At 34.0% G+C, this 24,446-nt stretch carries 13 protein-coding genes; 11 read left to right on the plus strand and 2 right to left on the minus strand.

Annotation, left to right across the window (positions count from 1 at the left end; all coding sequences use genetic code 11):
* Nucleotides 1-11 precede the first annotated feature (11 nt).
* Entirely contained in the window at nt 12-1,625 is a 1,614-nt protein-coding gene (locus tag ACE939_RS03225; protein WP_378187344.1) for a UxaA family hydrolase, read from the plus strand.
* Between the two features lie 17 nt (nt 1,626-1,642).
* Here ACE939_RS03225 and ACE939_RS03230 read toward each other — a convergent pair whose 3' ends face one another.
* Nucleotides 1,643-2,668 carry a LacI family DNA-binding transcriptional regulator gene (locus ACE939_RS03230; protein ID WP_378187345.1) on the minus strand — a complete coding sequence of 342 codons (1,026 nt, stop codon included), beginning with the start codon at nt 2,666-2,668 and terminating at the stop codon, nt 1,643-1,645.
* Nucleotides 2,669-2,958: 290 nt separating this feature from the next.
* Here ACE939_RS03230 and ACE939_RS03235 point away from each other — a divergent pair, with 290 nt between their 5' ends.
* The 10 genes from ACE939_RS03235 to ACE939_RS03280 all read left to right on the plus strand — a co-directional run bounded on the left by ACE939_RS03235 (nt 2,959) and on the right by ACE939_RS03280 (nt 20,482).
* Complete coding sequence (locus ACE939_RS03235; protein WP_378187346.1) at nt 2,959-4,395, plus strand: glycoside hydrolase family 28 protein; 1,437 nt, start codon at nt 2,959-2,961, stop codon at nt 4,393-4,395.
* Between the two features lie 17 nt (nt 4,396-4,412).
* Entirely contained in the window at nt 4,413-7,550 is a 3,138-nt protein-coding gene (locus ACE939_RS03240; protein ID WP_378187347.1) for a SusC/RagA family TonB-linked outer membrane protein, read from the plus strand.
* 7 nt (nt 7,551-7,557) lie between these two features.
* On the plus strand, nt 7,558-9,198 hold the full coding sequence (locus tag ACE939_RS03245) for a RagB/SusD family nutrient uptake outer membrane protein (protein WP_378187348.1): 1,641 nt from the start codon (nt 7,558-7,560) through the stop codon (nt 9,196-9,198).
* Between the two features lie 225 nt (nt 9,199-9,423).
* Nucleotides 9,424-10,437, plus strand: coding sequence for a DUF4861 family protein (locus ACE939_RS03250; RefSeq protein ID WP_378187349.1), 1,014 nt, complete (start codon nt 9,424-9,426; stop codon nt 10,435-10,437).
* A complete protein-coding gene (locus tag ACE939_RS03255) occupies nt 10,418-10,873 on the plus strand; it encodes a cupin domain-containing protein (protein ID WP_378187350.1) in 456 nt (151 codons plus the stop codon). Before ACE939_RS03250 ends, ACE939_RS03255 begins: the two co-directional genes overlap by 20 nt.
* Before the next feature lie 9 nt (nt 10,874-10,882).
* Complete coding sequence (locus tag ACE939_RS03260; RefSeq protein WP_378187351.1) at nt 10,883-12,100, plus strand: glycoside hydrolase family 105 protein; 1,218 nt, start codon at nt 10,883-10,885, stop codon at nt 12,098-12,100.
* 83 nt (nt 12,101-12,183) lie between these two features.
* Nucleotides 12,184-13,245, plus strand: a complete 1,062-nt coding sequence (locus tag ACE939_RS03265; RefSeq protein WP_378187352.1) for a Gfo/Idh/MocA family oxidoreductase — start codon at nt 12,184-12,186, stop codon at nt 13,243-13,245.
* 83 nt (nt 13,246-13,328) lie between these two features.
* Nucleotides 13,329-15,347, plus strand: a complete 2,019-nt coding sequence (gene pelA, locus ACE939_RS03270; protein WP_378187353.1) for a pectate lyase — start codon at nt 13,329-13,331, stop codon at nt 15,345-15,347.
* Nucleotides 15,334-16,110 carry a rhamnogalacturonan acetylesterase gene (locus ACE939_RS03275; RefSeq protein ID WP_378187354.1) on the plus strand — a complete coding sequence of 259 codons (777 nt, stop codon included), beginning with the start codon at nt 15,334-15,336 and terminating at the stop codon, nt 16,108-16,110. Before pelA ends, ACE939_RS03275 begins: the two co-directional genes overlap by 14 nt.
* Nucleotides 16,111-16,624: 514 nt before the next feature.
* On the plus strand, nt 16,625-20,482 hold the full coding sequence (locus ACE939_RS03280) for a right-handed parallel beta-helix repeat-containing protein (RefSeq protein ID WP_378187355.1): 3,858 nt from the start codon (nt 16,625-16,627) through the stop codon (nt 20,480-20,482).
* A gap of 193 nt (nt 20,483-20,675) precedes the next feature.
* On the opposite strand, the gene cobN is transcribed toward ACE939_RS03280, so the two are convergent.
* Nucleotides 20,676-24,422 (minus strand): cobaltochelatase subunit CobN, encoded by a 3,747-nt coding sequence (gene cobN, locus ACE939_RS03285; RefSeq protein ID WP_378187356.1) that lies wholly within the window; start codon nt 24,420-24,422, stop codon nt 20,676-20,678.
* Nucleotides 24,423-24,446 lie beyond the last annotated feature (24 nt).

Genomic DNA, 24,446 nt, shown 5'->3' on the forward strand with positions numbered 1-24,446 from the left:
AAAATAAAACCATGCAAAAAAAAGTAATAAAAGTTCATCCAAAAGATAATGTAGCAGTTGCTTTGGTCAATTTAAACGTTGGCAATAATATAAAAGTTAATCAGCAAGATATCAAGCTTATTACCAATGTTAAAGCAAAGCATAAAATTGCACTTACAGAATTAAATACGGGTGACCGAATTATAATGTATGGAGTTTTGGTCGGTAAAGCTAGTTGTTTTATTGCGAAAGGAGAGGTGTTAACTACAGAAAACGTAAAACACGAAAGTGAAAAAGTTACAAAAAAAACAGCTACAACTACATGGGTACATCCAAATATCGAGAAATGGAAGGATAAAAAATTTATGGGATACCATAGAGAAGATGGTCAAGTAGGAACTGCAAATGTGTGGTTGTTTTTTCCGTTAGTATTTTGTGAAAATAGAAATATAGAACTTCTTAAAGATATTTTTGAAAAAGAATTATTAGTACAAACGCCTAGTAATCATAGAATGTTACTTCGTTCATTGGTAAATGAAGGTAGTCACAACCCTTCAGCTGATATTCATAAGAGCACTAATGTTTTTAATAATGTAGAAGTTAAATTCATCACCCATCCTGGAGGCTGTGGTGGTATTAGACAGGATTCTGAAAGTTTAGCCAAATTATTGGCAGGATATGTAAATAATCCTAATGTAGCAGGAGCAACCGTTTTAAGTTTGGGATGTCAAAACTTACAAATTGATATTTTTAATAAAGCACTTAAGACAATAAGCCCAAATAATAAAAAGCCTGTTTTGATTTACGAACAGCAACAAATGGGGACAGTAGACACTATGATTACAGCGATCATAAAACATTCATTTGAGGCTATAAAGACAGCAAATAAAATAGAGCGAAAACCAGCACCTTTATCAAAATTAACTATCGGATTAGAATGTGGAGGTTCTGATGGATTTTCTGGTATTTCAGCTAATCCAACGTTAGGATATACGTCGGATCTACTAGTAGCTTTGGGAGGAACAGCAATTTTAGCAGAATTCCCCGAATTGTGCGGGGTAGAACAGGAGTTGGTCAATAGATGTGTCGATGAGGATAAAGCAACTAAATTTTTAGATTTAATGAAAGCTTTTGAAAAATCAGTAGTTGATGCAGGCTCAGGTTTTGATATGAATCCATCGCCCGGTAACATTAAAGATGGATTAATAACCGATGCGATGAAATCTGCTGGAGCAGCAAAAAAAGGTGGTACCTCACCAATTGTGGATGTTCTGGATTATGGTGAATACGTACGTACAGCGGGCCTAAATTTATTGTGTACACCTGGAAATGATGTAGAAAGTACTACAGCCATGGTAGGTTCTGGAGCTAACGTAGTGCTCTTTACCACAGGACTCGGTACACCAACCGGTAATCCAATTACTCCTGTTATAAAGGTATCCTCGAATTCTGAATTGGCTACAAAAATGAGTGATATTATTGATATAGATACCGGAGATATCATTAGCGGAAAAAGATCTATTGAAGAAATGTCCGAAATTATGTTACAACAAATTATAGATATCGCAAGCGGTACAACAAAATCAAAAGCAAGCGTGTTAAATCAAGATGATTTTATTCCTTGGAAGAGAGGAGTTTCACTTTAACAATAAACACATAAAATTTATTTCTCGACTATTCTTTGCGATGATTTTCGTATTAATAATTCAGGTTCCAAAACAACTTTCTTTTCAATTTTAACACCGTTGTTATTAACTTGTTCCAAGAATACTTTGGCTGCCATTTTTCCCATTTCCAAAGGCGATTGATCAACGCTAGTAATTGAGAGTTCCATAAATTTTGTAAAGGGTTCATTACTAAATCCTACAACAGCAAATTCGCTAGGGACTTTTATATTGTGTTTTTTCAAGGTTTTAATAGCTCCTAATGCAGCAAAATCACTTGATGAGAACAAGGCATCGGGAGGTGAAGTTAGTTTTAACAAAGACTCCATTGCTTTGATACCGCCTTCCAAAGAACTTTTTCCTTGGATATTATACGCTTCATTTACGTTTAACCCATTATCGATTAACGCTTGCTTATATCCTTTATAACGTTCAAGATAGATTTCAATATTTTGATTAACCGAAAAATGAGCAATTTTTTTATATCCCTGATCGATTAGATGTTTAGTAGCTTTATATCCACCTTCAAAATCATCGATGGTAACAGAACTAACACCTTTGATGTCTTTTTTTCTATCGAAGAAAATTAACGGAACATTTTTCTTGAGTACTCGCTCAAAATACTTTATTGCTGTATTAGCTTTTGACAAAGACATTAAAATACCGTCGACTTGTGCATTTAATAATGTATCAATTGTTTGTGCTTCTCTATCTTCAATCTCATGGGTTTGTGTTATAATAACATGATACCCTAATGGTGATAACTCATCTTCTATTCCTCTAATTACAGAGGCAAAAAAATTACTATCGATACGAGGAACAATAACCCCGATATTATAGCTTTTACCGCTTTTGAGTGCTAAGGCAAGTTTGTTTTGCTCATAGTTCATTTTGGTAGCAGTTTTCATAACCAAATCTCGTGTAGACTTGCTAATGCTTGGATTTTGATTTAATGCTCTAGAAACTGTCGCTGCTGTGATGTTAAGTGCTTTGGCAATATCATAAATCGTTGTTTTTTTGGACATAAAGCGTGTGCTATTAAAGCTCAAATATAAGGAAACTAAATTATTTGCAAATTAAATGTTATCGATTACATATTATTAAATTATTATGATGATTTACGCTATCAGGGACTTAAAAGCTTAAAATTTTATAGCTATAATGTAAGTTTAACGATTTTTTCATAATTATATAAGATTTTTATGATTTTTTTATTGATAATATCAACTTTTTATTTAGATTTGGTAATCGATTACATAATCTCGTTTTTTGATACTATAATTTAAGATATTGTCAAAACTTTAATAAAGAATAAATGTACCAATTAAATAAATGTAAGGTATTTGCTCTAGGTATTTTTTCATTACTATTGATCTCTTGTATAGATACTAACATTAAAAAGGTAGACCAAGTCAATGATGTTTGGCATCAAGCACGCATCATAGAAAATTCTGTAAAAGCTCCACAATTTCCAGATTTTTCAGTGAATGTTTTGGACTATGGTGCAATATCAGATTCAATAACATTAAATACTACAGCTTTTAGCAAAGCAATTAATTACTGTGTCTCACAAGGTGGAGGCAGAGTGTTGGTGCCAAAAGGAGTTTATTTAACAGGTCCTATTCATTTAGATAATAATATCAATATTCATTTAGAAGAAGGTGCCGAAATTAGATTTTCTACTAATCCAGATCATTATTATCCTCTTGTACATACTTCGTTTGAAGGGATTGAATTGATGAATTATTCACCTTTAATTTATGCAAAGGGTAAAAATAATATAGGAATTACAGGAAAAGGAGTTTTGAATGGTCAAGCTTCAGTTCAAAATTGGTGGCTCTGGAAAGGATCAAAAGATTATGGATATCAAGAAGGAATGCCATCACAAAGCGATAGTCTCAATCTTCCCACATTAATGCATATGGGACAAACTAACATAGCGCTTGATAATAGAGTTTTTGGTAAGGGACATTACTTACGACCTAGTTTTATTGAACCTTTTGAATGTACAAATGTTCTTATTCGGGATGTTAAAATAATTAATGCTCCCTTCTGGATAATACACCCTTTTAAATCAAAAAATGTACTTATTGATAATGTTTATGTACAAAGTCACGGACCTAATAATGATGGCTGTGATCCCGAGTACTCAAAAAATGTAGTTATAAAAAACTCAACTTTTAATACAGGGGATGATTGTATAGCTATTAAAGCTGGTAGAGATGCCGAGGGTAGAAGGGTAGGGATATCTAGTGAAAATATTTTAGTTAAAAATTGTAAAATGATCGATGGTCATGGTGGTGTGGTTATCGGTAGTGAAATGTCAGCAGGAGTAAAAAATATTTTTATAGAAAATTGCTTTATGGATAGTCCTAATCTTGATAGAGCTATTCGTATTAAAACGAATACACGACGTGGTGGTTTTGTAGATGGTATTTATGTCAAAAACATTGTCATTGGTCAGGTAAAAGAAGCTGTACTTAAAATAAACATGCATTACGCTACCCATAATAACCAAATAGGTGAGCATATGCCCATTGTTAAAAACATCTATCTAGATAGCATTCAAGTAGCTAATGGTGGTCGTTTTGTTATTTTGGCAAAAGGACATGAATCTTCAACAATAAAAAACATCAACATATCGAACGTAACTGTGCAAAAAACAGAAACCCCTTTTTCACTAGATCATGTAGAGTCAATACATTTTAAAAACACGTATATCAACAATAAACTTACGACTAAAAGTTTATAAATTTAATTTTTCACTCAATGAATATTTTAATCACTCTCATCCATTTAAGGAAAGTCAAAAGACACGGTAGTACTAGACTTTTATTTTTCTTTCCATTTTTGTTATTTGCTTTTTCTCTTGCGGCTCAAGACAACTTACTTGTAAGTGGGACCGTGGCTAGTGCTACCGACAATACGTTAATTCCTGGTGCTAATATTATCGAAAAAGGAACTAGTAATGGAACTTCTTCCGATTTTGATGGTAATTTTAGCTTTACCTTAACCAATCCTAATGCGACAATTATAGTGAGTAGTTTAGGATTTAAAACAAAGGAGCTCACAGTGTCTGGTGGACAAAACATTTCAATCATTCTTGAAGAAGATCTAGAAGCACTTTCTGAAGTAGTTGTAGTGGGCTACGGTACTGTTAAAAGAAAAGATCTTACTGGAGCAGTAGCAACCGTAAATGCTCAAGCTTTAACCGAAAGGAATTTAACTAATCCATTAGAATCTTTGCAAGGTAATGTAGCTGGGGTTCAGATTTCTTCTCCTACAGGCCGTATAGGTGATGGCTTCAATATTGCTATAAGGGGACAAAACACTTTTGGTAATAATACTAATCCTTTATTTGTTGTAGATGGCGTCCCTTTGGATAATATAGATTTTTTAAACCCTCAGGATATCGCACAGATGGATGTACTAAAAGATGCATCATCTACTGCTATTTATGGATCTAGAGCAACCAATGGAGTAGTTATCATAACTACAAAAAGTGGAAAAACTGCAAAAAGTGGATTCAATGTTTCATTTGATAGTTTTGCAGGTATAAAAGAGGTAGCTAGATTACCTGATTTTATGAATGGACAAGCTTGGTGGACGTACCATCAATCAGCGTATTTAGGAGGGCTAGACGATGTAACTGCAATTACAAAAGACGATGTTGACAATGCCGTGAATATTAACGGAAATCCTTTGCTATTTCAGCGAGCAGCTAATGGTTTTGAATTTGACTGGGCAGATGAGGTTTTAAAAACAGGTTTCCAACAAAATAACTATGTTAATATCTCTGGGCGTTCTGAAAATGGATTGGCATATAATATGGGATTAGGAATGCAAAGTGAAACAGGAAATATCGATAATGAAAGCATCGATAAATACACACTTAAAGTAGGACTAGACCATACGGTAAACTCTAAAATTAGTACAGGTTTAAACTTGACATTGGCGCAATCTGACCAGCAATTAGGGAGTAGTAGAGCTATGGAGAGTGCATTTCGCTTTAGTCCTTTAATGTCACCTTACGGGTTTGATGGTGAATTGATACCATTTCCTGGAAGAATTTATGATGAAAATGGAGAAACCCTAATTAATAAAACTGGTACCTTAAATCCTTTATTGGATATCGCGGGAGTTAGTGACAAATTAAAAAAGACCACGACGGTGGGTAATATATACCTTCAATACAAACCTTTAAACTGGTTAGCTCTCAAATCAACATTTTCTGGAAATATTGATAATATAAAACGAAGAACTTTTAACGAGATTGAAACTATCGAACGAATATCGATAGGTAAAAATCGAGCAGAGCGTTTAGATGTCGATAATTATTCCTATACATGGGATAACCAATTCAATATTAATTATACTTATAAAGAAAACCATAATTTTAAATTGTTGGGTTTACAAAGTGTATATGTGACTCAAACAGAAAGAGCTTTTGTACGAGTAGAAGATATTGAATTTGACACTGGTTTTTACAATCTAGGAGTTGGTACCCCTACAAGTTTGGAAGTTACTGATGGATTTCCGTTTGAAAAATCTACGCTCGAATCTTATGCATTTCGTTTAAATTATAGTTATAATAACAAGTATTTGCTTACCCTAGCAACTAGATGGGATGGTTCTTCATTATTTTCATCAGAGAAGCGATGGGACACTTTTCCGTCTGCAGCTGTTGCGTGGAATATAAGTGAAGAAGGATTTATGCAAAACGTGCAAACGGTTTCTAATCTTAAATTTAGAGCAGGTTTTGGATTTACAGGTAACAATGCGGTTGATCCATATGCAACGTTTAACGTATTAAATCAACAAACTTTTTATGATTTTAACGGACAGTTTTCTAGAGGTAATATCGCGAGTAAATTAGGTAATAAGGATCTAGGTTGGGAAAAAACCAGAGAGGTCAATCTAGGTGTTGATTTTGGATTGCTTAAAAATAAAATTACAGGATCAATTGATGTGTATGATAAATTATCTGAAGAACTTTTATTAGTACAGGATCTTCCTTTAGAATCTGGTCTTAGTAGCGTATTTACCAATGTAGGTTCGGTAAGTAATAAAGGGGTAGAGATACTTTTAAATACAACGATCGTTGATACCAAAATGATAACGTGGGAAAATACATTTACGTTTACAAAAAATGTTAACGAAATAAAGTCTATCTATAATGATTCAGACGATGTTATTGGTAATGGTTTATTTATAGGTGAATCGATAAATTCATATTACAACTTTAAGTTTGATGGTATATGGCAAGAAGACGAGGCTGATTTGGCAGCTGTTTATGGACAAGAAGAAGGGCAAGCTAAAGTTGTTGATGTTAATAATGATCAACAAATCACAGACGAAGATAGAGTCGTTTTAGGTAATTCTGATCCAGATTGGTCGGGTAGTTGGTTTACCAAGCTACGAGTTGGTAGTTTTGACCTATCCGCATCCATCGTTACCAATCAAGGAGTTCTCGCATACAGCCCATTTCACGAGGATGCAACAAATACTCGGCAACGGGGTCGTCAAAAATTGGATGTAGATGTATACATACCCAGAAATTCTGGAGGATTACCCTATCAACCGAGCAATATGTACCCACAAGGTAGAAATGAAGGACCTTATTACCTTGAACGAGATGGTATTGAAATAAATGGAGATCGTTTTGGTGTTGGATTCTATAGAGATGCATCTTTTGTGAAAGTTAAAAATATAGCCTTAGGATACACCCTTGACAGTGATGCGTTAGAGAGAATTAAAATAAAAAGTTGTAGGATTTATGTAAACGTTTTAAATCCGTTCGTATTTACAGATTATGATGGTTTTGATCCAGAATGGGCTACGTCAGGTTTTGAATTGGGTCGTGTAGCATCTGTTACATATCAATTGGGTGTAAATTTAAAATTATAAAAGCAAGATGAAAAGAGTTATATTTTTGATAGTATTAATCGGATCCCTATGCGTTTCTTGTGGAGATGATTTTTTAGAAGAAGAAGTAAATGCTAATATTACAGCAGAAGAGTATTTTTTGACAAAAGACGGTTATGAGAGTTTAGTAAATTCTACGTACTCTTTATTAAAAGATATTTATGGACAGGATCCCTATATGTTTTGTTCTGGAACTGATTTATATTCTGAAGGGAAAGATAATGGTCCTGAAGGTTTAATGCGTTATAGCTTATTATTCCCTGGATCTTCAGGTATTAGTGAGTTATATAAATCATGCTATAGAGTAATTCAAAAAGTTAATGAAGGAGTTTTTTATAGTGAAAGTACAGAACAAACAGATGTTATAAACAGACGCGTTGGAGAATTAAAATTTTTGAGAGCAAATGCATACTTTCTATTAGTTCAGACCTATGGCGGTGTCGCTTTAGTAAACGAATATTTTACAACACCAGTATTATCTTTTGAACGAAATACAGCTCAAGAAGTCTATGCATTTATCGTTTCAGAACTAAACGAAGCAGTAAACCTTTTACCAGATGAAGCATTTACTGGAAGAGCAAACAAACGAGCGGCCAAAAATTTATTAGCCAAAGTACACCTTACTAGAGGATATGAAACTTTTGCTGAAACTAATGATTTTGAACTGGCTGCCAAACTAGCAGACGAAACGATTGCGGGTCAAGGATTAGATTTATCCTTTGAAGAATTGTGGAGCCCTACTGCAGATTACAGAGAAATCAATGAAGAAACTATATTTTCTGTGCAATTCTCTATCGAATCGGTAGCAGCCGATGTTGATAATTTAGGTAATAAGCAAGCAAACTTTTTTGGACCACCAATGGGTGGGGCAGATGTCAATGGTAGAAACCCTTATCGAACCGAGACACTGGCAATTACTCAACATGCCCTCGATCTATTCATTGAGCAGGATACACGATGGGAAACTACCTTTATGAGTGAACGTCTTAATAGATACTATAATTTCTATAATTTTTCTGAAACCCCAGAGCCCGAAGATAATGAGGTAGCATTTTACTATGCGCCGGCATGGGCTAGTTCTGATGCAGATTTAGCTGCGTATGCAGTATTGCATCCAAATGCAGAGATTTATCCTTATGGTACCTACGCAGCAAGACCAAATATTGAGCCAGATAATGCTACTATTCCTCTGCGTAAGTTTGACGATCCTAATGCACCTTTTGCTGATGGGAATGCAACAAGTAGAAGAGATGTTGTAATAGCAAGACTAGGAGAAACCTATTTAACGGCTGCAGAGGCTTATTTACAATCTGGAAATCCAGCATTAGGTTTACAACGATTAAATGAAGTGAGACGAAGAGCAGAGGTGCCTGCAGCTACCCTAACAGATTTTGATATAGATTTTATATTAGATGAACGAGCAAGAGAATTATTGGGAGAGTATTATAGATGGTTTGATCTTAAACGTACTGGTAAGTTGGTAGAAAGAGCCTCTTTACATAATTATTTGGTAGAGCAAGCTAATTTTAATGGAGCAAATGGAGAATTAAAAATATTAAGACCAATTCCTCAATCTGCTATAGACCTCAATCAAAACGCAAATTTTCAGCAAAATCCAGCATATCGATAGTAATAAAAAAACAAAGATATCATTTACGTATCTTATTTGAAATAGTCCATGATTGATATAATTGTTTTAAATAAGTCTGATGTCTCATCAGACTTATTTTTTACCAATAGTTAGTATCTTGGATATCAAATAACACTAACAAAGGCTATGCGTGTTGGTATCGTATAGAACCAAATATCCTTAACAGAATTAAAAGCAGAATTTTTCAAAAGCAAAGAAACACATATGAAGCCAACAAAATTTTTAACCATTTTATTCTATATCGCGGTAATTGTAGCTTGTAAATCAGAAAAAAAAGAAGCAGCAATTATAAAGGATAAAAACGACACAGCAAAAATTGAGGAAAGAATATCAGGTCCACAAACGTATGCCGAAATTTCAATTGCACAGGGAGGTAGTTGGAATGATCGTGTATATGAAGGAGGAACTTCGTTTAAAAATGTAACGAGTTTGGTGGTTCCAAAGGCACATACAGATCATTCATGGTACTTGCGTTATGAGGGGCCAGGATGGGAAAGCAACAAAGTAGGGTACAGACTTTATTTAGATTGGCGTAATGCTATTGATATATTTGGTAAAGTAACAGATTCTTTGATATTGCCGCGAATTGGACAAGATGGATTTGATTCGTATCATGAAAAACAATCGTGGGGTCAAGATATTTTAAAAGTAGGAAAAGGTCTAGGGATCGGCTCTATCGGAAGGTTAGTGGATTCCAAAATGCTTCATTTCAAAAATGTAGATACTACAGATGTTACCATTGAAAATACTGCAGATATGTCTTCGGTGATAATTAACTACAGAGGATGGAAAACAAATCTTGAAAATATCGATCTAACGTCTACATTAAGTATAGCACCCAACAAAAGATATACGAAGCATACATTTATAACTTCTGAAGCAATTACAGGAATTTGTACTGGTATTGTTGATCATGGAGTCAATTATCAACATAAGATAAGTAATAATAAGAAATGGGGATATATAGCTACCTATGGTATCCAAACATTAATTCCTGATAAGCTAGGAATGGCTATTTTTTATAAAGTCGATACTACCACTGATATTAAAAAGGGAGCTACAGATTATCTCATAGAATTTAAACCTGCTACTACACCTATATCCTTTTATTTTTTAGGAGCTTGGGAACAAGAAAAAAATGGCATTAAAACGGAAAAAGAGTTTTTAATATACTTGGATAGATTATTAAAACAACTCAATGAAACGAATACATTATAGAATAAGTAAGAGTCTATGTATGCATAAACTTAGCCTAGTTATTGGTATCTGTTTTATAGCAAATTTATTCCAGTATTTATCAGCACAACATACAATCTTTACAATAGAAAATTGTGTAAATACTTTTACAAAAGCCAATGTAATTCCTACACAATCGGGATATCAGTATTGGTTTGTTGCCAAAGAATTTGCAAATGGGAAAATACTTAAAATGAGTACAGTCGCCCCAGGGAAATCTACACACGCACCTCATACACATCAAGAAGACGAATTTTTTTATGTATTGGAAGGAAAAGCTGCGTTTTTCTTAGAAGGAGAGGAAGTGATAGTTGAAGCTAATACCAGCTTATATTGTCCCTCAAATACACTACATGGAATTCGTAACGTGGGTATCACAGATTTAAAATATTTAGTAATTAAAGAATACGAAAATTAGAAAGATAAGATGAGAAATATATTAATAGTTACAATAGCGATAGTTAGCATCTTTGTAGGATGTAAAGAGCATAGCGATCAGACTAAAGTTATAAAATCCTCAAAAAAAGAATTAGCAATCTCAGATACATTAAAATGGTCTGAGCGATTAGCATTGACCCTGATGCAACAGCATCCCGAGGCGTATCAAATAGATGATAGAGTTGAACCAAAGTGGGATTATGTTCATGGATTAGTCTTGACTTCTTTTGAAAAATTATACCAACAAACTAATAATCAACTATACTATGATTACATTAAAGCCTATGCAGATGTTACTATTGATAGCTTAGGTAACATACCCACCTACAAATTTTCTAATTATAATATAGACATGATAGAGGCAGGAAATATTTTGTTTGCACTATATGATACTACACAGGATGAAAGATACCTAAAAGCTATGCAATTATTACGTAAGCAATTGCAAGAGCAACCCAGAACCTCAGAAGGAGGATTTTGGCATAAAAAAATATATCCTAATCAAATGTGGTTGGATGGTTTGTTTATGGGCGAGCCTTTTTATGCTAATTATACAGTTCGTTTTGAGTCTGGTAGTCAATTAGACGATATAGCTAAACAATTTGAATTGATCCAAAAGCATGCTTATGATCCAAAAACGGGTCTGTTATATCACGGTTGGGATGAGAGTAAAGCTATGGGTTGGGCAAATAAAGATACTGGGACCTCTCCAAATTTTTGGTCACGTTCTCTGGGTTGGTATGCTATGGCATTGGTAGATGTATTAGATTATTTTCCCAAAGATCATCCTAAACAAAAAGAATTAGTAGCCTACTTAAATCAATTGGCAGCTGCATTATCAGCCTATCAGCATGACTCTGGTTTGTGGTTTCAGGTTACCGATCAAGGAACTAGAGATGGTAATTATTTAGAAGCTTCAGGAACAGCTATGTTTACCTATGCTATGGCAAAAGGTGTAAATCAAGGATATTTACCCCAAAATTATAAAGATGTTGCAAACAAAGCTTTTGACGGTTTGATCAAGGACCTAGTTAAGGTAAAAGAGGATGGTTCAGTAATTATTACCCAAGCATGTGCAGTAGCGGGATTAGGCGGTAACCCGTATCGCGATGGTTCTTTTGATTATTATGTAAACGAACGCAAAAAGAACAACGATCCTAAGGCGACTGGACCTTTTATAATGGCTGCTTTGGCTTTGGATAGATAGTATTGAGAAATTCCTCAACTAATTATATAGAACAAATTAAATTCACGGTTCTTAAAACGTTTATATAAAATTGCTACTCATATATGAAAAAACAACCTATAAATACAGCTTTATGTTCTTTTGGAATGAGTGGTCTTGTTTTTCATGCACCTTTTATAAATGCTCATCCCAAGCTCAATTTGTATGGAGTCTTAGAGCGTACCAAAGATTTGGCAAAAGAGAAGTATCCTTTTGTTAAGACAATAAGAACATTAGACCAAATAGTTAACGACACGTCCATAGCATTAGTAGTTGTCAATACTCCTAATATCACGCATTATGACTTTGCTAAACAACTTATCAATGCTGGTAAACATGTGATCGTAGAGAAGCCATTTACGGTTACTTCACAGCAAGCCAAAGAATTAATAACATTAGCCGATCGTAAAAAGGTTTTACTCTCTGTATATCACAATCGAAGATGGGACAGTGATTTTAGAACCGTTCAAAAAATTATTAATCGAGGTGTTCTTGGCAAAATAATAGAAGCAGAGTTTCATTTTGATCGATTTGAACCTAATTTGAGTTACAAAATTCATAAGGAAACACCAACAGCTGGAGTAGGTAATCTGTACGATTTAGGGTCACATTTAATTGATCAAGCTTTGCAACTATTTGGTATGCCAACGAGTGTTTTCGCACATTTAAATAGTTTTAGAAAGAAATCAAAAGTTACCGATTATTTTGATCTAAAATTGTTTTATAAATCTCATAGCGTATCGCTAAAATCGAGTTATTTCGTACGAGAGGTAGTGCCTTCTTATATTGTGCATGGTACTAATGGTTCTTTTATTAAATCAAGAGCTGATATTCAAGAAGATGAGCTCAAAAAAGAAGTTAAACCAAACCGTGCTAATTGGGGTTTGGAACAGGAAACCGAAAGAGGTCTCTTGTATTGCAAAGAACAAAATGTTTTCAAGAAAGAACTAATAGAGTCGGAACAAGGTGATTATATGGAGTATTATGATGGGGTTGCCCAAGCTATTTTGAACAAGAAACCATTGCCAGTTTCGGCTATCGAAGCTATGCAAGTTATACAGATTATTGAAGCAGCTGTAGAAAGTGATAAAACAAAAATGGTTATTGACCTAGTTGATTATAGCTAGTTCTCTTATCTTAATTATATCCTTATTGTAAAAAGGAGTTGAATCTGAGTAACAAAAGAAATTCTCAATAAAGTAAATCGAAAATGTATAGAAGTACAAAAGATTTAATCGTTTCATTACTATTAATAATTATAGTTTATAGTAGTGTAAACAGTCAAGTTTTAGATTCTTCGTGGCGTACTATAGCAACCCAAAAGTACAGCGTATGGTTTAGTTCTAAAGATGCACTACGGATAGCCGAGAATGTCTTGTTATATCAACGAGATATCGGTGGATGGCCCAAAAATATACCTATGCATCAACCTATTGACGACTTGACAAAAGAGAAGTTACTAGTATTAAAGTCTAACTCCAAGGACTGCACAATTGATAATGGAGCCACAACACAAGAGTTATTATTTCTTTCAAATATGTATCGGCATACCAAAGACGATCGGTATAAAAATAGTTTTTTAAAAGGATTAACCTATATTCTAGAAGCACAATATGATAATGGTGGGTGGCCACAATTTTATCCTTTAAAAAAAGGATATTATTCTCATATCACCTATAACGATGATGCGATGGTGAATATTTTAAATTTATTAAAAGAACTAAAAAACGAGACAGAGTATTATTCGATTGAATTATCAACAAAACAATTAGAAAAAGTTAGTCTAGCTTTTCAAAAAGGGATTGATTGTATTCTTAAAACACAATACAAACAAAATGGTATGCGTACCGTCTGGTGTGCGCAACATGATGCAACTACTCTAGCGCCTACAAAAGCTCGTAGTTATGAATTACCGTCTTTAAGTGGTGCAGAGTCCGCTCAAATAACGCTGTTGCTAATGTCTATAAAAAATCCCTCAAATGAAATTATTAAGGCTATTCATAGTGCGGTTGCTTGGTTTGAGAAAACAAAAATAGTAGGGCTCCGAGAAGATAGAATTTATAATAAAGAAGGTGAAATTATCAATAAATTAATGGTATACGATCAAAATGCGCCGGCAATATGGGCTCGTTTTATGGATCTCGAAAATAATACTCCTTTTTTTTGTGATAGAGATGGTGTAAAAAAAACATCCATTCAAGAGATTGGTCTAGAACGTCGAAATGGTTACGCTTGGTATAAACATGAGCCTCAAAAAGTTTTGGATAGCTACCCTCAATGGAAAAAAGAGTATGGTTTAGAAAAAGTAAGCAGCTCTCAAACAGTATACGATATTGAGGTAGCACAAGATGGTACTGGTGACTATACAAGCATACAAAAAGCTATTGATAACGTTAAATCTTTTCCTTACAATAATGTTACTATTTTTATAAAAAATGGCGTTTATAAAGAAAAAATAAAAATACATGAGTGGAATCCTCATATTAGATTAATTGGAGAGAATAAAGATAGAACAATAGTAACCAATGATGATTATTTTGACAAAATTGGTTTGGGTCGCAATAGTACTTTTTATACCTATACATTACTAGTCGAAGCAAATAATGTAGTACTTAAAAATTTGACGATACAAAACACTTCAGGAGATATTGGACAGGCCATTGCACTATCGGTAGTGTCAGATAAAGTAGCTGTTATTAATTGTAATATTCTAGGTAATCAGGATACATTGTATATTTCTGGAAATGGAAAACAGTATTATAAAAATTGCTATATAGAAGGAACTACCGATTTTATCTTCGGTAAAGCCACTGCATTTTTTGAAGACTGCGAAATTTATAGTAAGAAAAACTCTTATATAACGGCTGCCGCTACATCTAAGGATTCTAAATTTGGTTATGTATTCAAAAATTGTAAATTAAACGCGAATAATTTTGTGAATCACGTTTATTTAGGAAGACCTTGGCGTAAACATGCTAAAACTGTTTTTATAAACTGTAAAATGGGGTCTCATATTGCTCCAACTGGCTGGCACGATTGGTCAAAACCCGAAGCACAAAATACAACCTATTACGCAGAGTATAAAAATTATGGTCCAGGTTACCAACCCGAAAGACGAGTTAAGTGGGCATATCAAATGCAACAACAACAAGCAGAGATTTATACACTCAAAAACGTTATTGGATCGGGCGCAAATACTTCACAAAAGGAATGGTATGAACAACTCTAATATTATTTTTATAGTAGCTTTAATTCTTCTTTATTCATGTAAAGAATCTACCATACAAGATACTATGGAAGAATTGAATAAAGGATTTACAATTTATACAATAGGTGATTCAACCATGGCTAATAAACCAAACCCTAATGAAAATCCAGAAAGGGGTTGGGGACAGATGTTGCATCTCTTTTTTAATGATACAATAATTATTAATAATTATGCGGTAAATGGTCGAAGTACAAGAAGCTTTAGAAACTTGAAACATTGGAGCAAAGTTTACGATTCATTGGAAGATGGGGATTATGTTTTTATTCAATTTGGTCATAACGACAGTAAAATAAAAGACTCATCTCGCTATACAAATCCACATACAACTTTTAGACATAATTTGATACGATACGTAGATGAAACTAGAGCTAAAGGTGCTCATCCCATTCTTTTATCTTCTATTGTGAGAAGAAAATTTAATAAATATGGAGTGTTGTTGGATACTCATGGAGATTATACTTTGGTTACAAGATTAGTGGCACAAGAAATGGAAGTTCCTTTCATAGACCTTCAGTATTTAACTCAGGTTATGGAAGAAACCTATGGTCCAAAAGGATCTCTGCAACTACATTTGCACTATAAAGCAGGAGAACATCCATATTATCCTGAAGGGATACAGGATAATACTCATCTTTCTGTCGTAGGAGCTACGAATATAGCAAAAATGGTTAGCGAAGAATTAATTCGACTTACACATCCTTTAGCAAAATATATTATTAGATAATATGCCTATAATAAGTATTCTAGTGGTGTGCCTATATAGTATTTCTTTAAGCTTTAGTTATCAAAAAATAATAGTAAATACTGTAAAAACAGATGGTTACGGTAAGACTGTAATTATGTAATGCTTTAAAAGTATCATTTTTATTTTTGAATAATACATATTTTTTTAACTTTTATTACATGTAATTATTATTTTTTGATCTAAAAACTTTTTATTTTTCAATATAATTAGGTTTCTCGATTATTTACATGAATTTTATTTAATGTAAAAAATTTAAAAATAGACCAGATTTCGTTTCCGAATAATCTAAAATAAAAGTTTTTTATATATTTATGTAATCGATTGCATAAATTATAATTTTTAATGAGATACTCTTGGATCTAATTGTACCTTAAACGACCCCTTCCGATAATTAACTTATTATTTATAAGGTATATTATCTGGTATATATACATATCGAAGTTTCTCTTCGATCCTTCTGATATTTAAAAATTAATACAAACCAACTAACAAAATGAAATCACAAACTTTTTGGAGCGTGCTACTAATATTTTTAGTATGCACCTCACTCACTGCAGCCAATTATTACGTGGCCCCTAATGGAAATGATTCTAACAATGGTAGTCAAAATAGTCCTTTTAAAACTATTACAAAGGCAATAAGCGAGGCATCATCTGGTGATACGATATTTTTACGAGCAGGAAATCATAATTATAGCAGTACTATCGTTATTACCAAAAATGGAAATGCATCCAATCCTATAAAAATGTATGCTTATAATAATGAAAAGCCTATACTAAATTTTAATATGAGCGAAAACTCATCGAGTAGAGGTGTTGTATTGGATGGAGATTATTGGCATTGGAAAGGTATTACAATTCAAGGTGCTGGGGATAATGGCATGCTGCTTTCTGGTAATAATAACATTATAGAGAATTGTATTTTTAGGAATAATAAAGATTCTGGACTTCAGTTAAGTAGGTACAATACCAGCGCAAATTCAATCAGTCAATGGCCTTCAAATAATTTAATTTTAAGTTGTGAGTCTTATGACAATCGGGATAGTGATAATGAAGATGCCGATGGATTTGCAGCTAAGCTAACCTCAGGCACGGGAAATATTTTTCGTAAATGCGTTGCTCATCATAATATTGATGATGGATGGGATCTGTATACTAAGAGCGATACAGGACCTATAGGAACTGTAACCTTGGAGGATTGTATCGCACACAGTAATGGTACTTTAACTAGTGGTGGAACCTCTGGAGGGGGAGATAAGAATGGGTATAAACTAGGATCATCTGCTCATAAAATAAACCATATAGTTCGTAGATGTATAGCTTATAATAATGGAAAACATGGATTTACTGATAATGGTAATATCGGTAATATTGAATTCTCTAACAATACATCCTATAATAATGAAGGGTATAATTTTCATACAAGAGACGGAGGAAGCCATACATTCAAAAACAATATTTCCTTTGGGATCTCACAAAAGGACCGTTTAAGAGGAAACTTTTCTGCTCCTAATTCATTTATTGGTGAAGAAGGTGGTTTTACAGTGAATAGTTCTGATTTTCAAACGTTATCACAAGCATCAAATGCGAATCCAACAACCAATGGATTTCTTAAATTGAAATCTGGAAGTGATTTGATCGATGCAGGGGTTAAAACATCAGGGATTAGTTATAATGGTTCACGTCCCGATTTGGGAGCTATCGAGTTTGGAGGTACTGTAGATCCACCAACAGGTGGTGATCCAGAAATAAATTTATCTGCAAGTGCTGGTGATAAAACAGTTACCTTAAACTGGTCGATTGACAATCTTACGGTTACGTCGCAAGAAATTTTTAGAGATACAGATTCTAATCCTGATGGTCGCGTTAGAATAGCTACTGTGAACGCTACAACTAGAAACTATAACGATACCTCTATATCCAATGGAACTACGTACTATTATTGGATTAAGGTAAATAGCTCTCTTAATTCTAACTCGGTATCAGCAACTCCATCTGGTGGTGGTGATAGTGGTGGTGGTGACTCTAATATTCGTATCGAAGATACTGATGCAGGTACAATATCATATGATGGTTCCCTAAAATCTTACAGTACTGCTGACAACGGAAAAGCTATCAATTTATCTAATTCGGCCGGAAAAGAAATAGAATGGCAATTTAATGCAGCTACTGCAGGAAGTTATCAAATAACCCTACGATATACCAGAAAAGCTAGCATGAATAATTCGGTTGATATGGTTATCAATGGATCATCACAAACAATATCACTATCTGAAACTGCAAGTTCAACATTTACTACTACATCATTTACTTCAGCTTTAACGAATGGAGCTAATGAAATTATACTAAGAACCAATGCAAGTGGAGAAAGTGCAGATATTGATTGGATTGAAATAAATACTACTTCTACTAATCGTTTATCCATGTCTCAAATGGCTGCGTTTAGAATAGAGGATACAGATTCGGGAACTATTTCTTACGATGGTTCATTAAAATCGTATAGTGCTGCCGATAATGGTACGGCAATTAATTTGTCGAACTCTTCTGGCAAAGAAATTAAATGGAACTTTAATTCTTCTAGTGCTGGAAATTCTCAAATTACACTGCGGTATACTAGAAAAGCAAGTATGAACAACTCAGTAGTAATTCTTGTAAATGGTACTTCACAAGTTATATCATTATCAGAAACCGCAAGTTCAGCCTTTACAACTTCATCATTTTCTGCAAATCTTAGGAGTGGCTCTAATGAAATTATCCTTAGAACGAACGCAGGTGGAGAGAGCGCAGATATTGATTGGATAGAAATTAACGGTGGTGAAATTATCGACCCTCCACCACCGGGAGATTCAGATATCAATCTTTCCGCAAGTGCAGGAGACGGTTCTATACGTCTTAACTGGACAGTTAGTGATCTTACAGTAACTAGTCAGGAAATATATCGCGACACAAACTCAGACCCTAACGGTCGTGTTAGAATAGCATCGGTAAGCGCTAACACAAGAAGTTATGTAGATAACGATGTAAATAATGGAACTCCATATTTTTACTGGATAAAAGCAAATGGTTCTGTTAATTCAAATGTGACCTCTGCAACACCACAGGGTGATGATGGTGGAGGTGGAACCGGAGATGCAAATTATGATTTAATCGGTTTTGCAACCTTGGATGGAGGCACAACTGGTGGACAAGGAGGTACAAGTATAAACTGTTCGACAGGAGATTGTATTCTAGATGCTATTAAAAGAAAAAAAGATGGAGATATTTCTCAACCTTTAATCATTTTTGTGAACGGTACAATTACGCCTTCCAACACCTCAGCAACCAAAATAGATGTAAAAGAAGTAGAAGATATTTCTATCATTGGAGTAGGAACAAGAGGTCTTTTTGACGGTATCGGAATTAAAATTTATAAATCAAGTAATATTATTGTACAAAATGTAACGGTAAGACGTGTTAGAATAGGGGATAAAGATGCAATTAGTATCGAGGGACCTGCAGATCATATTTGGATTGATCATTGCGAATTATATGCAGAATATCAGAATGTAGATAAAGATTATTACGACGGCCTACTAGATGCTAAGCGAGATGCAGAATACATAACGTATTCGTATAATTATATGCATGATAGCTGGAAAATGATGTTAGTTGGTAGTTCGGATACTGATAAAGACGACCGAAAAGTAACAATTCATCATAACTATTTCGATAATGTAAACTCTAGAATGCCTTTGTATAGAGGAGGTAGAGCTCACGTTTTTAATAACTATTACAGTGGAGTAGAATCAACAGGAATCAATACAAGAGCCGGAGCGTGTGTTAAAATAGAAAATAACTACTTTAAAGATGCAAAGAATCCTATTGTTTGGGCATATGCAGATGAAGAAGGGAAGGTAGATCAATCAGGAAATACATTTGACAATGTAACTTTTGATTTTTCTAGAGATGATGTCAATGAACCAGGAAATTGCTCATTAAGTATTCCTTATTCTTATAATTCTTCTTTAAATGCTACGAGAGATGTACCTTCAATAGTAGTGGCAAATGCAGGAGTTGGAAAAATAGGAAGCAATTTTACTATGACTAATCATTTTCAATCTTACTCGAAGACAGAAGAGCTTATAGTTTATCCATTACCATTAGAAGGTCGTAATGACTTGACAATAGAGTTGCCAAGATATACAGGGAAAGAAACTATTAGAGTAGTAAATCTAATGGGGATAGAGGTTTTAAATCGACCAGCTAAAGCTAAAAAAGATATAATTGATGTATCTAATTTATCAGAAGGTCAATATATAATTCAACTAAAAACCAGTGCTGATACTAAACTTAAAATGTTTATAAAGAACTAGTATCAAGTTTCAAACTCCAAAATTTTTCAAAAAGTATAGAGAAGTTTATAACTAAATAGTTAACCAACCAACCATGTTTAAGCAAGGTAGTAATTGATATTACTACCTTGCTTTTTTATATTGCTACCTATTCTAGATAGGATTTATTTTTTCCCATACTTTCTAGTAGGTTAAAGAAACAGTGTCTTGATTTTTATTCTAAAATGGCATCAGATGTTTTGTAGAGATGTTTTAAATTTTCAACTGTCTCTTTTGATGGATTTTCCCACATTCCTCTTTGTATAGCTTCTAGCATTCGTTCTGACATATCTTTTAAAGCCCAAGGGTTATGTTCTTGAATAAAAGCTTTGTTTTGCTTATCAAACAAGTAATTTTCGGTAATTTGTTGGTACATAAAATCTTCAATGAGTTGGGTTGTAGCATCATAAGCAAAAAGATAATCCATGGTGGCAGCCATTTCAAATGCTCCCTTGTAGCCGTGATCTCGCATACCTTGCATCCATTTAGGATTAACAACTCGTGACCTAAATACTTTAAGTAATTCTTCTTTTAAAGATTTAATTTTTGGGTGTTCTGGTCGAGCATGATCTCCAAAATAGATTGCTGGTTGCGAACCCTTTATTTTTTTTACGGCTGCTGTCATGCCTCCTTGAAATTGATAATAATCATCAGAGTCTAAAATATCGTGTTCTCGATTGTCTTGGTTTTGCATTACTATATCAATCGATGATAATCTTTTTTCAAAAGTTTCATGAGCCGATGTACCACTATTATTTTTACCATAATAAGCATACCCGCTCCAATTGATATATGCTTTAGCCAAATCGTCTGACGTTGACCAATTTTTTTCATCGATTAATCCTTGTAAACCAGCACCATAAGCCCCTGGTTTTGATCCAAAAACTCGATAATGAGCTCGCTCACGGGCTTGTTGTTCAGATAAACCTGCTTCTTTCCATTGGCCTTGTTCTTCTTTAATACGTTTTTTAATAGGGTTTTGTTCTTCGGTTTCATCTAATTCAGCTACTTTTTCAACCGCTGCGTTAAAGAGAGAAATTAAATCAGGAAATGCATCTCTAAAAAAGCCAGAAATTCGTAACATGACATCAACTCGTGGTCTTTTTAACTCTAAGGTAGAGATGATTTCAAAATCTTTTACACGTCTATTACTTCCCTGCCAAACAGGCCTAACACCAAGGAGAGCCAAAGCTTGTGCGATATCATCCCCACTAGTTCTCATGGTTGAAGTTCCCCAAACCGATAGTCCGATGGCGGTAGGATATTCGCCATTTTCTTGTAAATACCGATCTATAATATTTTGCGCACTCTTTTGGCCTAGTTGATAAGCTGTTTCTGATGGAACTGTACGTACATCGACAGAATAAAAGTTACGCCCCGTAGGCAAAATATCGATACGACCTCTAGTTGGAGCCCCGGACCCTCCAGCGGGAATGTATGAACCGTTTAGCCCTTTAATTAAATTAGAAATTTCATTGCGTGTCATTTCTAGAATAGGTAAACTTTTATTTTTTATGTATGTTACTAATTGATCTGTAAAAAAACCAATGTTTTTGGGCGTTTCATTACGTAATACTTGACGAATAATATTTTTTGCTTTATTTTCTAAGAGTTCAACAGCTTGTCCATAGGTTCGACAATGGATGCCTAGAAAATCTTTATTCAAAATATCTGAATAAACTACATTTAACGGATCAAAATTGAGCTGTAGGTCTTTGGCTATACATTGTGTTATACCTTTACAATTTTCTTGAGGCAATCGATGTAAAGCTACAATTAGATCTTCTAGTTTTTCTAATTTTGGCAAAGTACCCAAAATGTGCAGACCTCCTCTAATTTGAGATTCTTTTAATTCACACAAATACCCATCGATCACTTCTAATAAGGCATCAATATCTTTGCCATCTTGATTTAAATCAGATTTAAGATGAGAGGTGTTTACAAGTTTTTCTATCTTCGTTTTCAGTAAGGTAGCTCGTTTTTTATCGACTAGTGCAGATTCGTAAAATTCATCTATTAAAAGTTCTAATTTTAATAAATCACCGTAATTTTCTGCACGAGTCATTGGTGGAATCAAATGGTCTAGTATTACTGCCTGATTTCTTCTTTTGGCTTGAGTTCCTTCGCCAGGATCATTGATGATAAAGGGATAAAAATGCGGAATACAACCTAGTATGGCTGCAGGAAAACATGAATCTTTACTCAAAGCTACACTTTTACCAGGGAGCCATTCTAAATTACCGTGTTTACCTATATGTACCAATGCATCTGCTTTAAAAACATATTGTAACCAAAAATAATAAGCTAAATATGCTGGAGGGGGTGGTAGGTCTGGCGAGTGATAACTTGCCTGTAAATCTAAATTATAACCTCTACTAGGCTGAATGCTTACCAATATGTTTTTGGAAATAAAACCTGGAATTAAAAAAAAACCTTGCTGATAATTAGGGGATTGAGTAGGCTTACCCCATTGTTCTTCTATTGTCTGGCGAAGTGTATCTGATAGGTTATTATAATGATAAAAAAAAGTTGTTACATCTAATTTGATAGCATGACGCTCATTTATAGAGTTTATAGTATCTACCTCATTGGTAATACTATTGGTTAGCTTATGGATAAGTTCCTTGGTCGTTTTAGGAAAATCAGGAGCTAAACTATATTGTTGCTTAGCCAATTCGGTTAATATGTGTAAAGTACTTTGTGGTGTATCTAAGCCGACACCATTAGCTAAACGACTATTTTTATTAGGATAGTTAGGAAGCACTAATGCAACTTTTTTCTCAGCATTTTTTTTAGTCTGTAAATTGATCCAAGCTTTAGCCATATCAGCAATAAATTTACAGCCTTCGTTATGGGGGGTGTAGATTACTACTTCAGAGTCGGTTAACGTGTCTTTTTCTAACGATTCTTTAAAAGAAATCACTTTGGATATGATTTTGCCATCTACTTCTGGTAAAGCAATATGCATTGCGATATCGGTTGGGGGTAATCCAAAATCTCCCTCTAGCCAACTTTCATAATTACAACTTCCCATTATGGCTTGAATAACAGGAACATTGAATACATCAAATAGGCTTTGTGTTGAGTCGTGAAAACCTTGGAGACTAAAACCAGTTGTATTAATAATAATTTGAGGCTGTTCTGTTTGATAACTTTTTAGTAAATCAAAAATTTGTTGTTGAATGTTAGATTCTCTATAGCCTGTAGCCATCAAAACAGTTACCGAAATATCGTTCGCTTCTAGTTGCTCAATAATGCTATGTATAGGTGCTAGATTATCGGATAGATAGTAACTCCTATATCCAATGATTATCGCTTGTTTTTGTGTTTTTGGGTGTATTGAAATATTATAAATACCTACATCTGGATGATATAGAAATAAATCTGGTATGATTTTTAAAGTACTTGGCAATACGCTGATTTGTCTAATTTGAGAGCTTATTAATTGCAGAGCAGTTTGGCAATTTTTAATACCACCAGCCTGAATATATTTCCAAATACGATCAACCTCTTTTAATGGTAGTGTAGATGATCGCATCAGCTCTAAATCTGGTTTGCTATCCCCTGGTAAAAAGAGCAGTTGGATATTATTTTCTTCACAACACAGAGCGATAGCTTCGCAGAGATAATTGTAATATGCTTTTCCTCCCAAGAGTTTGAGTACAACTATTTTGGCATTTGAGATCACCTCGTCTACATACGTATCTATGGTTAGTTCTTGCTTAAAATAACTAAGATTAGCAAAACGGAAAGAAGGGATAGCATTATTAGCCTCATATACTAATTTATACGCCTTATTCATCATGAATAAATCAGAATCAGCAGCAGACAAAAATACCATGTCTCCTGGAGATTGATCGATATAAAACACACCGTCATCGTTTGGATTCCAGCCGCCTGGTAGGGTAGAGATTAAATGCATATTGTATCTTTTAATATTTTATTA

This window comes from Aquimarina rhodophyticola (assembly GCF_042434915.1).
Lineage (GTDB): Bacteria > Bacteroidota > Bacteroidia > Flavobacteriales > Flavobacteriaceae > Aquimarina.

What these genes read in the sequence shown, in the direction of transcription:
- ACE939_RS03225 (WP_378187344.1), top strand. Translation starts at nt 12, where the DNA reads ATGCAAAAAAAAGTAATAAAAGTTCATCCAAAAGATAATGTAGCAGTT.
- ACE939_RS03230 (WP_378187345.1), bottom strand. Translation starts at nt 2,668, where the DNA reads ATGTCCAAAAAAACAACGATTTATGATATTGCCAAAGCACTTAACATC.
- ACE939_RS03235 (WP_378187346.1), top strand. Translation starts at nt 2,959, where the DNA reads ATGTACCAATTAAATAAATGTAAGGTATTTGCTCTAGGTATTTTTTCA.
- ACE939_RS03240 (WP_378187347.1), top strand. Translation starts at nt 4,413, where the DNA reads ATGAATATTTTAATCACTCTCATCCATTTAAGGAAAGTCAAAAGACAC.
- ACE939_RS03245 (WP_378187348.1), top strand. Translation starts at nt 7,558, where the DNA reads ATGAAAAGAGTTATATTTTTGATAGTATTAATCGGATCCCTATGCGTT.
- ACE939_RS03250 (WP_378187349.1), top strand. Translation starts at nt 9,424, where the DNA reads ATGAAGCCAACAAAATTTTTAACCATTTTATTCTATATCGCGGTAATT.
- ACE939_RS03255 (WP_378187350.1), top strand. Translation starts at nt 10,418, where the DNA reads ATGAAACGAATACATTATAGAATAAGTAAGAGTCTATGTATGCATAAA.
- ACE939_RS03260 (WP_378187351.1), top strand. Translation starts at nt 10,883, where the DNA reads ATGAGAAATATATTAATAGTTACAATAGCGATAGTTAGCATCTTTGTA.
- ACE939_RS03265 (WP_378187352.1), top strand. Translation starts at nt 12,184, where the DNA reads ATGAAAAAACAACCTATAAATACAGCTTTATGTTCTTTTGGAATGAGT.
- pelA (WP_378187353.1), top strand. Translation starts at nt 13,329, where the DNA reads ATGTATAGAAGTACAAAAGATTTAATCGTTTCATTACTATTAATAATT.
- ACE939_RS03275 (WP_378187354.1), top strand. Translation starts at nt 15,334, where the DNA reads ATGAACAACTCTAATATTATTTTTATAGTAGCTTTAATTCTTCTTTAT.
- ACE939_RS03280 (WP_378187355.1), top strand. Translation starts at nt 16,625, where the DNA reads ATGAAATCACAAACTTTTTGGAGCGTGCTACTAATATTTTTAGTATGC.
- cobN (WP_378187356.1), bottom strand. Translation starts at nt 24,422, where the DNA reads ATGCATTTAATCTCTACCCTACCAGGCGGCTGGAATCCAAACGATGAC.